Annotated in this window: 12 protein-coding genes; 2 read left to right on the forward strand and 10 right to left on the reverse strand. The window is 60.9% G+C overall.

Annotated elements, in window-relative coordinates; all coding sequences use genetic code 11:
- Positions 1–283: 283 nt before the first annotated feature.
- Both ACYZTL_RS01160 and ACYZTL_RS01165 read right to left on the reverse strand, forming a co-directional pair.
- A complete protein-coding gene (locus ACYZTL_RS01160; RefSeq protein WP_461950201.1) occupies positions 284–1,906 on the reverse strand; it encodes an MFS transporter in 1,623 nt (540 codons plus the stop codon).
- A gap of 229 nt (positions 1,907–2,135) precedes the next feature.
- Positions 2,136–3,782, reverse strand: a complete 1,647-nt coding sequence (locus ACYZTL_RS01165; protein WP_461950202.1) for a GMC family oxidoreductase — start codon at positions 3,780–3,782, stop codon at positions 2,136–2,138.
- Between the two features lie 121 nt (positions 3,783–3,903).
- Between ACYZTL_RS01165 and ACYZTL_RS01170 the strand changes: the two genes are divergently transcribed.
- Positions 3,904–4,800, forward strand: coding sequence for a LysR family transcriptional regulator (locus ACYZTL_RS01170; protein WP_461950203.1), 897 nt, complete (start codon positions 3,904–3,906; stop codon positions 4,798–4,800).
- Between the two features lie 90 nt (positions 4,801–4,890).
- On the opposite strand, the gene ACYZTL_RS01175 is transcribed toward ACYZTL_RS01170, so the two are convergent.
- Genes ACYZTL_RS01175 through ACYZTL_RS01205 form a run of 7 tightly spaced genes read right to left on the reverse strand, consistent with a single transcriptional unit; the run spans position 4,891 to position 11,191 of the window.
- Positions 4,891–6,264, reverse strand: a complete 1,374-nt coding sequence (locus tag ACYZTL_RS01175; RefSeq protein WP_461950204.1) for an ATP-binding protein — start codon at positions 6,262–6,264, stop codon at positions 4,891–4,893.
- On the reverse strand, positions 6,261–6,923 hold the full coding sequence (locus ACYZTL_RS01180; RefSeq protein ID WP_461950205.1) for a response regulator: 663 nt from the start codon (positions 6,921–6,923) through the stop codon (positions 6,261–6,263). The genes ACYZTL_RS01175 and ACYZTL_RS01180 overlap by 4 nt, the downstream gene beginning before the upstream one ends.
- 11 nt (positions 6,924–6,934) lie before the next feature.
- Positions 6,935–7,579, reverse strand: a complete 645-nt coding sequence (locus ACYZTL_RS01185) for a tetratricopeptide repeat protein (RefSeq protein ID WP_461950206.1) — start codon at positions 7,577–7,579, stop codon at positions 6,935–6,937.
- Complete coding sequence (locus ACYZTL_RS01190; protein WP_461950207.1) at positions 7,576–8,385, reverse strand: SDR family oxidoreductase; 810 nt, start codon at positions 8,383–8,385, stop codon at positions 7,576–7,578. Before ACYZTL_RS01190 ends, ACYZTL_RS01185 begins: the two co-directional genes overlap by 4 nt.
- Complete coding sequence (locus ACYZTL_RS01195; RefSeq protein WP_461950208.1) at positions 8,372–9,046, reverse strand: TenA family transcriptional regulator; 675 nt, start codon at positions 9,044–9,046, stop codon at positions 8,372–8,374. Before ACYZTL_RS01195 ends, ACYZTL_RS01190 begins: the two co-directional genes overlap by 14 nt.
- On the reverse strand, positions 9,043–10,524 hold the full coding sequence (locus tag ACYZTL_RS01200; RefSeq protein ID WP_461950209.1) for an AMP-binding protein: 1,482 nt from the start codon (positions 10,522–10,524) through the stop codon (positions 9,043–9,045). The genes ACYZTL_RS01195 and ACYZTL_RS01200 overlap by 4 nt, the downstream gene beginning before the upstream one ends.
- Complete coding sequence (locus ACYZTL_RS01205) at positions 10,514–11,191, reverse strand: thermostable hemolysin (protein ID WP_461950210.1); 678 nt, start codon at positions 11,189–11,191, stop codon at positions 10,514–10,516. The genes ACYZTL_RS01200 and ACYZTL_RS01205 overlap by 11 nt, the downstream gene beginning before the upstream one ends.
- A 202-nt stretch (positions 11,192–11,393) precedes the next feature.
- Between ACYZTL_RS01205 and ACYZTL_RS01210 the strand changes: the two genes are divergently transcribed.
- Positions 11,394–11,966: a cytochrome b gene (locus ACYZTL_RS01210; protein WP_461950211.1), complete on the forward strand. Its 573-nt coding sequence runs from the start codon at positions 11,394–11,396 to the stop codon at positions 11,964–11,966.
- 193 nt (positions 11,967–12,159) lie between these two features.
- Here ACYZTL_RS01210 and ACYZTL_RS01215 read toward each other — a convergent pair whose 3' ends face one another.
- Positions 12,160–13,968, reverse strand: a complete 1,809-nt coding sequence (locus tag ACYZTL_RS01215) for a monovalent cation:proton antiporter-2 (CPA2) family protein (protein WP_461950212.1) — start codon at positions 13,966–13,968, stop codon at positions 12,160–12,162.
- Positions 13,969–14,097: the final 129 nt, after the last annotated feature.

Consider the following 14,097-nt stretch of genomic DNA (forward strand, 5'->3'; position numbering starts at 1 on the left):
GCACGCCCCCTCGAGAGGCCGAGTGGAGGTTCTGCGCAGTGGGCAACCCGGCATGGATGCCGGGTTAGCCGCGCACGGCCATGGATGGCCGATCGCGGCGGGCCCACGGAGCAGGACCGGAGCGAGGGCATGCCGAGCCTAGGCGAGGCGCCGAACGAAAGGGGCAGAAGCGCTTTGGTTACTTTCGCGCTTTTCGAAAGTGACTCGCCGTCAGGGCGAAACCGCCAGTCGCCATCACCGAAATAACGGATATGCCCCCAATCGTTCGACCACCAAACAGCCCTCAGTTGGTATCCAGATCCACATTCTTGGTCTCACGCAAACAGATCATCCCCACCACGAGACTCACCGCAGTAATCACCACCGGGTACCACAGCCCATAAAAGATGTCCCCGGTATAGACCACCAACGCAAACGACACCGTCGGCAGGAACCCGCCGAACCACCCGTTACCGATGTGATAAGGCAGGGACATCGAGGTATAGCGGATGCGCGTCGGAAACAGTTCGACCATCAGCGCCGCCAACGGGCCGTAGCACATGGCGGAAATAATGATCAGCGCCACGATCAGCGCCACGATCATCGGCTTGTTGATCAGCTGAGTGTCAGCCTGTGACGGATACCCGGCCAGAGTCACCGCGCCACGCAGGGCCGCTTCATCGTAGCCATCGATTTTCACCTCGCCGACGCTGACCTGCACGCCGCTGCCGGCCGGGGCCGCTTCACTGTTGTAAGGCAAGCCCTGTTTCACCAGGAAGGTTTTGACCTTGTCGCACGGGCTGTCAAATTTCGCCTTGCCCACCGGGTCGAACTGGAAGGTACAGGTGGCCGGGTCGGCCAGTACGGTGATCGGTGCCTGACGGCTGGCCTGGTCAATGGCCGGGTTGGCGTAATGGGCCAGGGTCTTGAAGATCGGGAAGTACAGCGCGGTGGCCAGCAACAGGCCGACCATCAACACCGGTTTGCGCCCGACCTTGTCTGACAGCCAGCCAAAGAAAATGAAAAACGGCGCGCCAATGATCACGCTGACGATCAACAGGCTGTTGGCCAGTGCCGGGTCCATTTTCAGGAACTGGGTGAGGAAGAACAGCACATAAAACTGCGCCGCATAAAATGTCACCGCTTGTCCGGCGTTGATGCTGAACAGCGCGATCAGCACGACTTTGAGGTTTTCCCATTTGCCGAAGGAATCACGCAGCGGCGACTTGCAGAGTTTGCCTTCCTCTTTCATTTTCACGAACGCGGGTGATTCGTGCAGGCTCAGGCGAATCCAGGTCGAGATGCCCAGCAGCACGATCGAAAACAGAAACGGAATCCGCCAGCCCCAGACTTCGAACTGGTCGCCAGTGAAGTAGCGGCAGCCGAGCACCACCAACAACGACAGCAATAGTCCGAGGGTGGCAGTGGATTGAATCCAGCTGGTGTGGAAACCGCGTTTTCCGATGGGCGCGTGTTCCGCGACATAGGTCGCAGCCCCGCCGTATTCACCGCCCAGGGCCAGGCCCTGAAGCATGCGCAGCACCACCAGAATGATCGGCGCGGCGATGCCGATGCTGGCGTAGGTCGGCAGCAGCCCGACGCAGAACGTCGCCACACCCATGAGAACTATGGTCGCGAGGAAGGTGTATTTGCGCCCGATCATGTCCCCCAACCGACCGAACACCAGCGCGCCGAAGGGTCGCACGATGAAACCGGCGGCGAACGCCATCAGCGCAAAGATGAACGCGGTGGTGTCGTTGACCCCGGCGAAAAACTGTTTGCTGATGACCGCCGCGAGGGCGCCGTAGAGGAAGAAGTCGTACCACTCGAACACCGTCCCGAGTGACGACGCGAAAATGACTTTGCGGGTATCGCGGCTCGTGTCGACGCTGAGTGTGATTTCCAGCTGCTGTACATGTTCTGACATATCGGTATCCCTCACAGTGATTGTTTTTGTTGTTCCACTGTCGGCGCCTGCCTTGTGGGCGGGTGCCGCTACTGTCAATTCGACGCTACCTGCATCGATCTTGCTGATTTACCCGATCCCTGTAGGAGCTGCCGCAGGCTGCGATCTTTTGACCTTGATTCTCTGGCGCACTCAAGGGCGCCAAAAGATCGCAGGCTTCGCCAGCTCCTACATTGACTGCGTGCGGCATTCAGACGTTCGAAGCCAGTTCCATTGGTGGGGTGATACTCCTTGTGTTGGGGTCAAGAATCAGTTGCGCGGCTTTCTCGGCAATCATCAGCGTAGGCGAACAGGTGTTGCCCGAGGTGATGCGCGGCATGATCGAAGCATCGGCGATGCGCAGGCCCGGGATGCCATGGACCTTGAGTTGCGCATCGACCACCGCGTCGGCGTCGCTGCCCATGCGGCAGGTGCCGACCGGATGGAAAATCGTCGTGCCGATGCGGGCGGCGGCTTCGTGCAGTTCTTCTTCGCTCTGCAAGCGGTCACCGGGCAGGTATTCCACCGGTTTAAAGGCTTGCAGGGCGGGGGCGGAAACGATGCGTCGGGTCAGGCGGATGGCATCGGCCGCGACGCGCAAGTCTTCCGGGTGGCTCAAGTAATTGGGTTGAATCAACGGTGCTTCCTGCGGATCCGCCGAACGAATGTCGATTCGACCACGGCTTTGCGGGCGCAAATCGCAGACCGATGCGGTGAAGGCGGGGAAGGCGTGCAACGGCTCGCCGAAGCGCTCCAGCGACAAGGGTTGCACGTGGTATTCAAGGTTAGCCGAGGTTTGTTCCGGCCCCGACCGGGCAAACGCACCGAGCTGACTCGGCGCCATCGACAAGGGCCCACTGCGGTCATACAGATAACGCAGCCCCATGCCCATCTTGCCCCAGACACTGCCGGCGATCTGGTTCAGGGTCCGGGCGTTTTCCAGTTTGTAGATCAGCCGCAGTTGCAGGTGATCCTGCAGATTGCCGCCCACGCCGGGCAGCTCAAGGACCACGCCGATCCCCAGTTTTTCCAGCAGCGGGCGAGGGCCGATGCCGGAGCGTTGCAGGATGGTTGGTGAACCGACCGCGCCAGCGCAGAGGATGATTTCCTTGCGCGCCTTGAAGGTTTTCGCCTCGCCCTGCCAGCGCGTGCTGACCGCCGATGCGCGGCCGTTTTCCAGCAGGACGCGGTCAACTTCTACGTCAGTCAGTACGGTGAGATTGGGGCGGTGACGGACCGGTTTGAGAAACGCCTTGGCCGCATTCCAGCGAATGCCGGCCTTCTGATTGACCTGGAAGTAGCCACAACCTTCGTTGTCGCCCTGGTTGAAGTCGTCGATGCTGGCGATGCCGCTTTGCTCGGCAGCACTGCGGAATGCGTCGAGAATTGGCCATGAAAGGCGCTGACGCTCGATCCGCCATTCGCCGGCGGAACCGTGAAACTCTGAGTCGCCGGCAAAGTGATTTTCGCTTTTCTTGAACAGCGGCAGAACGTCGTTCCAGCTCCAGCCGGGATTGCCGTCGGCGGTCCAGCCATCGTAGTCAATGGCCTGGCCGCGCATGTAGATCATGCCGTTGATCGAGGAACAGCCGCCGAGGACCTTGCCGCGCGGGTAACTCAGCGCACGACCTTGCAGGCCGGGTTGCGCTTCGGTCTTGAAGCACCAGTCGGTGCGTGGGTTGCCGATGCAGAACAGGTAACCCACGGGGATGTGAATCCACGCGTAGTTATCGCGGCCGCCAGCTTCAAGCAGCAGCACCCGGTGTTGCGGATTGGCCGACAAGCGATTGGCCAGCAAACACCCGGCCGGCCCGGCCCCGACCACGATGTAGTCGAATTCATCAAGGGAAGTCTGCATCCCTGACCTCGTATTGTTGTTCTTGTTGTCGGTCATCCTAGTTGTTAGCTTTCGTTAAAAGAATGTTAGTTTTTGCGCAGCCGCTGTGCGTTTTTAAACAGCGTAGCCCTAAGGACGGTTCATGTTCGATTGGAATGACCTGCGGTTTTTTCTCGAATTGCAACGCAGCGGGCGTTTGCTCACCGCTGCCCGCCGTTTGAACACCACCCACGCCACGGTGGCCCGGCACATCGAGGCCATCGAAAAGAGTCTTGGCACGGCGCTGTTCGTCCAGCACGCCCAGGGCTACGAAATGACTCCGGCCGGCGAAGCGCTGCTCAAACACGCCGAGGCGATGGAAAACGTGGCGTTGCTGGCTCAGGAGGAGATCACCCAATCGACTGCGCCGCTGGGCAAGATTCGCGTCGGCGTGACGGAAGGGCTGGGCATCATGTTCCTCGCCTGCCGCATGAACGGGCTGTTCGAACGCTATCCGGGGCTGGAAGTGGAACTGGTGGCGGTGCCGCGGTTTGTGAGCATTCTCAACCGCGAAGCCGAGATCAGCATCCATCTGGAGCGCCCGTCCGCCGACATGCTGGTCACGCGCAAACTCACCGACTATCGACTGGCGCTGTATGCCAGCCAGGCTTATCTCGACAGGTCGCCACCGTTGCGCAGCCGCGAAGACCTCGGTCGCCATGCCTGGATCGGTTACGTAGACGATTTGCTGTTCAGCCAGGAACTGATGTTCCTCAACAGCTTCTGCCGCAACCCCCAGGTGGTCTTCCACAGCACCAGCGTCATCGCCCAGCAACAGGCGGCGCGCTCGGGTCTGGGGATCGCGGTGCTGCCGTGCTACATGGCCAGTGCCGATCCGGAGCTGGTGCCGCTGTTGCCGGATGAAAGCATCCAGCGCAGCTACTGGATCAGCACCCGCCGCGAGCTGCACAAATCCGTGCGGCTGCGGGTGTTGTGGGATTACGTGGTGGAATTGTGTGAGCGCGAACAACAGTTATTGTCAGGCATCGATCCCTTGTAGGAGCGAGCTTGCTCGCGATGGACGCCAGAACGCCGCGTTTAGTCAGGTGCCCCGCGTTATCGTTAACGTCCATCGCGAGCAAGCTCGCTCCTACAAAGACTTATCCGGAATCGACAGGGTGGCACGCAACCCGCCTTCCGGGCGATTGACCAGTGTGATTCGGCCACCCAACCGAGTGGCAATGGTGTTGACGATCGTCAGCCCCAACCCGGCGCCTTGAGCATTGCCGCGGCTGTAAAAACGTTCGAACAATCGCCCGCGATCCGCTTCATCGATGCCGGGCCCCTGGTCTTCAACGCTGAGGTTGTAGAACCCGTCGGCCTGGTTCAGTTGCACGGTGATAACACCTTGCACAGGTGAAAAATTCGCGGCATTGGTGATCAGGTTGTTCAGGGCAATGTCGATGGCGGCGGCGTCGGCCACCACGGGTAAGTGCTGATCGTTGACGTCGAAGGCCAGCTCAAGGTTTTTACTCAACAGCCACGGCGTCAGTTGAACCAGACTGTCGCGTACGGTTGCGGTCAGGTCGATGCTATGCAGCACTGGCGCCACGGCTTTGGGCTCGAGACGGGCCATGGTCAGCAATTGATTCACCAGACGGCTGGCACGGTCGACGCCGGCGATCAGGAACTCCAGTGATTCGCGACGTTCCTGTTCGGTGCCGGCCTCCAGCAGGTTTTGCGCATGTACCCGCAACACCGCCAGGGGAGTGCGCATTTCATGAGCCGCGTCGGCAATGAAGCGGCGCTCGCGACCGAGAACTTCCTGAATCTGCGCGAGCATGCGGTTGAGCGCTGCTTGCATCGGTTCCAGTTCGCTGGGCAACGGGTTCAATTGCAGCGGTTCAAGTGAGCCGCTGTGCCGCGCCCGTAATGTCGCTGCCATATTCGCCAGCGGCTTGAGGCCCCAGCCGATGGCCAGCCAGACCATTGCCGCCAGAATCAGGCTGCCCAGAATATTGGGCCACAAGGTGTGCCGCACGATCCGGCCTACCAGGTCTGAACGCACGTCGTCCCGCTCGCCGACCCAGATGCGCAGGTGGTTCTGTTTGTCTTCGAGCAGGAAGGCGCGCCAGTGGCGGTTGTTCAGGTCCACGACATCACTGAACCCGGGTTTCGACGGGGGCGCGGTGAAGGAGGGGGCGCTGGCGGTGTGCACCAGCACTTCGCCCTGCTGATTCCAGACCTGAAATGCCAGTTTGCTTTCATACGGGTGGCCGTCGACCCTCGGCACCGCTTCGCTCAAGGCCTGGTTGAACGCTTGGTACAGCTCGGTGTGTTCCTTGCTCGCCAACGGCATGCGCATCACACCCTGCAGTAAACGGGCGTTTTGCGCGAGGTGCGCATCGTAGACTTCGGCGATTTCATGATTGCTGTCGTGCAGGTTGAACGCGCTGATCACGGCCAGACCGGCCAGCATCAGGCCGATAATCAACGTCAGCGTGCGGCGACGGATCGACGTCATCGACGCTCCTCCACCAGATAACCGACACCGCGAATGGTGCGAATCAGGTCGGTGGAGAATTTCTTGCGCAGGTGATGGATGTGCACTTCCAGGGTGTTGCTCTCGGCTTCTTCGTTCCAGCCGTACAGCAGCTGCATCAGATGATCGCGGGTCATGACCCGGCCCGGTGGCGAGAGCAATTCATGGAGCAGTTGATACTCCTTGGGTGTCAGCGCCACCGGTTCACCCTGATAGCTGACTTGCTGAGTGCCGGGGTTGAGGCTGATGCCGGCGTGTTCGATCAGCACCTGGGCGCGGCCGGCGCTGCGCCGCAACAAGGCCCGCAGCCGCGCCTTGAGTTCTGCCAGATCAAAGGGCTTGATCAGGTAATCGTCCGCGCCGGCATCGAGCCCGGCGATGCGATCCTCGGTGGCATCCCGCGCGGTGAGGATCAGCACGGGCAGGTTGGAGCCGCTGTCGCGCAAGCGCCGCAGCACTTCGAGCCCGTCCATGCGTGGCAGGCCGAGGTCGAGCACCGCCAGGTCAAAGGTTTCGCTGAGCAGCGAGTGCAACGCGCTGCTGCCGTCCTGCAACCAGTCGACGGTGTAGCCTTCGCGGCCCAGCGCCTGATGGATGCCTTCGCCAAGTGCAACGTCATCCTCTATCAGTAATAAGCGCACATGGACTCCCGTCAGTCGAGTTTCTTGTTCACGTCCACCAGCAACGCTTCGATTTCCTTGCGACGTCCGGCATCGGCGAGCACCCGGCCCGGCCGTGGCGCGGCCTGCAGGGCTTTTTGCAGCGCTGTCCGGGCTTCACCGTAACGCTTTTGACGGTAGAGGTGGTCACCCCAGAAGTACAGACTATCGATGCCGTTCGGGTTGAGTTGCAAGGCCTGTTTGAGTAACAGCTCGGCTTGGTCCGAGTCGCCAAAACCGATGGGCCAGCCGGGAACGCGGTCGTACAGGGCGCCAAGGCTGGTGTAGGCCGAGCCTTGCAGGGCTTTGGGGTCCAGGGCCATGGCTTTTTCCAGATCGACCTTCGCGTCCTTGACCTTGCTCAACGCACCCAGCCCGCCCTGAGCGCCGGCCCAACTGCTGGTGACGATGCCGGACCAGATCCAGGCTTCGGCAACTGATTGGCGTTCCCGCGTAAACGCCGCAGCCTGCGCGGCGAGTTTTTCAAACGCGTCGGTGCGTTGATCTGCCGGCAGTTCGTATTGAATGTGTGCCCAGCTTTGCTGGATGCCTGTCAGGCGTTGCTGGTCAGCAGTGTCCAGCGCCCAGACGCTTTGGCTCAGGGCGGCGAGCAGCAGGCAAACGGTGAGTTTTTTCATGGCTTGAGGTTCTCGTTGTCGGGCTTTTGACTCAGGTGACGGATCAACGGCAATTGCTTGCGCAACCCCCTGTCCACCAGATTCGGCAGCAGGCTGTTCAAGCGCACGAAAAAGCGCTCCTGCCAGCCCAGGTACAAGTCGCGGCGGTCGCCGGCAATGGCGTGGATCACGGCCGTGGCGACGGTTTGCGGGTCGTCGACATTGGACTTGAGCGCGTCATTCAAGGCCTGCGCCGCCGGGCTGTTCATGCTTGTGCGAGTCGCGCGCGGGGCAACGTACAGAACACCGACGCGGGTATCCGCCAGTTCCCGGCGCAACGCTTCGGAAAAACCGCGCAAGGCAAACTTGGTGGCGCAATAACTGGCGTAACCGGGGTAGCCGATGGAGCCATACGTAGAGCCGACATTGACCACCATCGCGCTCTCGGCTTGCTTGAGTAACGGCAGCAAGGTTCTGGTCAGGCAGATCGGCGCGCTGATGTTCACCGCCAGCATCGCGTTGATGTCGCCGTCATCCAGCTGTTCGAGCATGGCGAAGTGATTGATTCCGGCGGCGTTGATCAGCAGGTTGATCCCGCCAATGGCCCCGGCCGCGGCCAGCACTTCGCGCCGGTCGGCCACTATGGTCAGGTCCGCGCCGGCCCAGAAAAGGTGTTGCGGATAACGTTTGAGCAATGGCTCCAGCGGTTCCCGATGTCGACACACCGCCAGTACCCGCGCACCGTTGGCACACAAGGCGGTCGCGATTGCCAGGCCAATGCCACCGCTGGCACCGGTCAATACCACGCGAGCGTCAGACAGGCGCATGCGGATTCTCCCCGTCGCGCGGCAAGCCGCGGAACATGTCGGCGTAAAGTTTGTACACGACCCTGGAGGCATGAATCACTGCGGCCTGGTCGGCCGGGTCGTCGAGCGTGTTCATCAGTCGGCGGTAGGTTTGCATGTGCTCGATATCCAGAGAACCATGAGAACTGAGGTAGCTGAAGGCGCTCTCCGGTAGTTCCAGGCGCTCGCGAATGCTGCCGGCCGCGTGGGTGGCAAGGGCGATGCTGGTGCCTTCGAGCACGTTGACCATGCCGAACAGTCCGACCGGGTTGTCCCGCGCTATCAGGTCGTAGAGGTAGCTGACCATCAGCTCAATGGGCAGGGACGGGCGACCGTCGCGCACCGAATCCTTGTCGCCGCCGCAGGCTTCAATATCGTTGAGGATCCATTTTTCGTGGCCGTATTCTTCCTCGATGTATTCGCACACGGCTTCACGCAGCCATTCCAGACGCTGCGGCAGACGCGCGCCGCAGGCCATCAACAAAGGCACGGTGTGGCGCACGTGGTAATAGGCTTGCGCCAGGAAAGCCCGGTAGCTGTCCAGACTGACCTTGCCCTCCAGGGCGTCGCGAATGATCGGAAGGTTGAACAGTTCGTGTCGTTCTTGCTGGGTAGCTTCTTGCAGGGTGTCGAAAAAACTCATGATGCGGATTCCTCGGAAAGTGCGGATTCAGTCAGTTGCGCCCGATAACGTTCGACGATGGCGTCACGGCGTGGACGTCCATTGGCGGTCAGCAGGCCGTTGGCGGGGGTGAACGGTTGATCGAGGCGGGTCCAGTGATGGACCTGTGCGTAATCGGGCAAGGCTTCGTTAGCCTGGGCGACGGCGACGGCAATTTCTTCGTCGGTGCAATCCGGGCGATGCGGCCAGAGCAGGGCATGGTTGCGCGGCATGGCTTCGCCGTAGACGAAGGCCTGCGCGATGTAATGACCCTGGGTCAATTCGGCCTCGACCCATTCAGGGTTCACGTTGCGGCCGAAACTGGTGACGAATTGATGTTTCTTGCGCCCCTTGAGGTAAAGGAAACCCTCGGGATCGAATTCGCCGAGATCGCCGCTGGGCCACCATTCCTCAGCGTGCGGTGCTTCACCCAGATAACCGAGCAGCGTCGAACCCTTGATCAGCACCTCGCCGTCATCGGCCAGACGAATGTGCACATGGGGCAAGGGCTGGCCGACGCTGCCGGGGCGATGTGCGTCTGGTCGATTGAGGCACACCACCGACGCGCACTCCGACAGCCCGTAACCTTCGTAAACCGGGAGGCCGACTCTTTGCGCACGATGCAGCAATTCCTCGGAAACCCGTGCGCCACCCACCGCGACAAAACGTAACGCATAGGGATTGAACGCTTTTTGCTCGGCGGCGCTGACCAGCATTAATAGCAATTGCGGCACCAGGATCAGGCTTTCCGGTACTCGGCTGGCCAGGCAGCCGAGCAGGCGTGGCACATCAACACCGCTGGCGCCCTGGATGCCCAGGGTTTTCTGGCTGGGCAGGCTTAAGGTTGCGCCGGCGTACAGCGCGGCATAGCAACCGAGGTTCTCCAGCAAGATGGCCAGGGGCAGCAAGGCCAGGTGATGCTGAGGGTGGGTGGATTTGCTGGCCTGATCCAGCTCGCGGGCGACGCGCAAAAAGCTCTCGGCGCTCAGGCACACGCCTTTTGGTGTGCCCGTCGTGCCGGAGGTAAACGTCAGTTTGGCGGTGCCTTCGGGCAGCCGGTTCGGACCGCTGAAGCGGCGGCGCCAGAATTCACCGGTCTTCTCATAGCCTGCGTTTTGCAGTTCGCCTTCCTGTTCCGGCTCGGCGATCACCAGTTCGGCCTGGCTTTGCTCCAGGCAATGGCGGCGTTGCGCAGGGCTGAAAAAGGGTGGCAACGTCAGGCAGGTCAGGCCTTCGAACAGCGTGGCCAGGTCCCAGAGCATGGCTTCAACGCCATTGTCCAGCGCCAGTGCAACCACGTTGACGTTTTCATCGCGCAGGCGTTGCTGGCGATAGGTGACTTCGGCGTAAAGCGTGGCGTAGTCGAGTTTCAACTGATCGCCCCACAGAGCGATGGCATTGCTCTTGCGTTCGGCATGGCTGCGCAAAGTCTGTTTAAAACGCTCTATTTCAGGCGACATGGCTGGATTCCTCAATGGACGACGGCAAACCCAGGCGGTTGAACATCCCGATGTTTCGCAGATGGACGAAACCGGCGCGGATGTTGCCGACGTGAACCCACGGCTTGCTCTCGTAGTAGCTGCCCCAGCTGTGGCGGTCGTCGCCGAGCCGCGCCGGATCGGCTGCACACAGGGTCACCGGTTTCAAACCCAGGCGATGAAAGCTGTTCACCAGCCCGATGTTGCCGGTGAACGCCACCCATTCCAGGCCGCCCATGGCCAGCAGGTAGGTGATGGCGATGATGCTCATTCGCGCACTGCCGGTGTCGCTGGCGGCCAGGTTGCCAACTTCGACGATGCCGGCCCGGTCCACGGGGCGGTCGGCCGCAGCGCGGATCAATGGATCAATCGGTTCATCCAGGTAACGCTCCAGAAACAACTGCCCGCCGTTCGCCAGACGCACACCGGCCACCGCGCAGAGTTCACCGGCCGCATTGCTCATGCCAAACAGTTCCGGCATGAAATGACGGATGTCGGCTCCGTGGGCCTTGCGGAATCGTTGTTGGATAAAGGCTTCGAAGACTGGACGCTGGGGCTCGTCCGGCAAGGCTCTGGCCAGACTCAACTGCTGATTTTCGGCATGGCCGAAATGCAGGGGTAAAGGGATGTTCCAGTCGTAATCGGGCATGGAAAGATGCCTCCCGGAGTGAATTCGGGAGGAGTATCGGCGGCATTTCTTAACGGAATCTGAAGGTGGCAAAAGGTTGCAGCGAGGCCATCTTCAGATTGCCTTAAGACTGACTGGGCAGGGTGGCGTCCGTCGGCGACCCACCCGGGTCAGGCTGCCCGAATGATTCGGCAGTCGATCATTTATTTCACTAGGCCCTTTTATGACCCCCAACCCAGTCGCTCATCGGTATGGAAAACTCTCGATCACCTTGCACTGGCTGATGCTGGCGCTGTTTGTCGGCGTTTATGCCAGTATCGAAATCAAGGGCTTGCTACCAAAGGGGCACACGTTGAGGGGATTGTTCCTGGGCCTGCACAGTCTGTTCGGGCTGAGTATTTTTGTATTGGTCTGGCTGCGCTTGCTCGCACGCTTGACGCCCCGGCCACCGGTTACTCCGGCGGTTGCCAAATGGCAAGTCGGCGTTTCGCATCTGATGCACCTGGCGCTCTATGTGCTGATGATCGGCACTCCGTTACTGGCTTGGCTGATGCTGTCGGCCGGTGGCAAGCCTGTGCCCTGGTTCGGTTTCTTCCTGCCATCGCCGGTGGCAGTGGATCCGGACCTGGCCAGACAGTTCAAGTATTGGCATGAACTGCTCGGCAGCAGCGGTTACTGGCTGATTGGATTGCACGCGGCGGCGGGTTTGTTCCATCACTATTGGGTCCGCGACAATACCCTGACGCGCATGCTGCCCGGCCGGTCGGGCAACAGGGTCAATCAGCATCAGCGATAATGTCGAACTGCGTGCTGGCCGGCGTAATGTTTGCGGGTGGTGAGTTCCTTGATTCGTTATTTATCCAAGTACACCGCGTTATCGTTCTTCGCGGGCAAGCCCGCTCCCACAGGATTTATGTTTGCCACAATATCTGGTACGACATTGAACCTGTGGGAGCGGGCTTGCTCGCGAAGAGGCCCTCACATTCACCTCAACTCTTGGCCGATTGCTCTTCCAACTGATCCGACTCAAACAGCTTCGCCAGTTCCGCCCGGGCTTCCTGCGCGGTCTGCAACACCTTCGCCGCATCGTCATACACCGCATGCTGCGCTTCCAGCACTTGTTCATCGTGATGTTTGAAGCGCTTGATCCGCGCATCGGCCTGAGCCTGGGTCAAGCCGAGCCCGACCAGCGTGCGCCGGCTCATTTCCAGACTTGAATAATAGGTTTCCCGAATCGCCTCGGCCCCCAGGTCCACCAACCGGTGCACGTGCTGGCGGTTACGGGCGCGGGCAATGATTTTGATGTGCGGGTACAACCTGTGCACCACCTCGGCGGTCTTGATGTTGGTGTCCGGATCATCGGTGGCGATGATGAAGTATTCCGCCTGTTCGACCTTGGCCGCGCTGAGGATTTCCGGGCGCATCGGGTTGCCGTAGAACACCGGCACGCCACCGAAACTGCGCGACAGCTCGATGGTTTCCACCGAGGTGTCGAGGGCCACGAACTTGATGTTTTGCGCGCGCAGGATACGGGCGACGATCTGCCCCATCCGGCCCATGCCGGCAATCACCACACGGGGTTTGTCGGTGTCGATCTCGCGGAACTTCTCCGGCACCACCACCGGCTGCACCCTCGGGCTGACCAGCCGTGCGCAGATCAGCAGCAACAGCGGCGTCACGGCCATGGACAGCGTGATCGTCAGCACCAGCAGGTCATATAGACGCGGTTCGAACAAGCCCTGATCCCGGCCGATCTTGAACACCACAAACGCGAATTCACCACCGGCGGCGAGCACGATGCCGAGGCGAATCGCACTGACCTTGCCCAGGCCGCCGGCCAGTCGGCCCACCACAAACAGCAGCGGCAGCTTGATGGCGATCAGAAGCAGCGTCAGCCCCAGCACGGTGATCGGCGCGCTGAGCAGCAAACTCAGGTTCGCGCCCATGCCGACGCTGATGAAAAACAGCCCCAGCAGCAAACCCTTGAAGGGTTCGATCTGCGCTTCCAGTTCGTGGCGATACTCGGAGTCCGCCAGCAGCAAACCGGCGAGGAACGCGCCCAGCGCCATCGACACGCCGACCAGGTCCATCAGCCACGCCGTACCGATCACCACCAGCAACGCGGTGGCGGTGGAGACTTCCGGCAAACCGGTCCTGGCCACCACGCGGAACACCGGTCGCAGCAGATAGCGTCCTCCGATCACCACCACCGCAATGCTGCCCAATACCCGCAAGCCGTGGTTCAAATCCTCGGCCGCAGTGGTGGTGTGATCGCCGCCCGCCAGCAGCGGCACCATGGCGATCAGCGGGATCGCGGCGATGTCCTGGAACAACAGAATCGCAAACGCCAGTCGCCCATGCGGACTGGTCAGCTCTTTGCGTTCGGCCAGGCTTTGCAAGCCAAACGCAGTGGACGACAAGGCCAGGCCCAAGCCGAGCACAATCGCACTGTTCAATGATTGGCCAAACACGAACAGCGCCATGACACCAATCACCGACCCGGTCAACAGCACCTGCGCCAGACCGACGCCAAACACTGACTTGCGCATCACCCACAAGCGCCGTGGCGACAGCTCAAGTCCAATGATGAACAGCAGCAACACCACGCCGAGTTCGGAAATATGGCTGACGCTTTGTGGATTGCCGATCAGCCCCAGCACCGACGGCCCGATAATGACGCCGGCAAACAGATAGCCCAGCACCGCCCCCAGTTGCAGGCGCTTGGCCAAGGGAACGGTGAGCACCGCCGCGAACAGAAACACGACAGCGGCCTGCAACAGGTTGCCTTCATGGGGCATGGGGAAACTCCAGGACTCGGTACTGCGGGGGGCACAAGGATAAAGGCTGGACTCGCAGAAGATCCAGTGTGGGAGCTAATGCTGTTCAGTTAAGGATTCTGTAGGAGCGAGCTTGCTCGCGATGGACTA

The organism is Pseudomonas sp. LB3P81 (assembly GCF_054897965.1).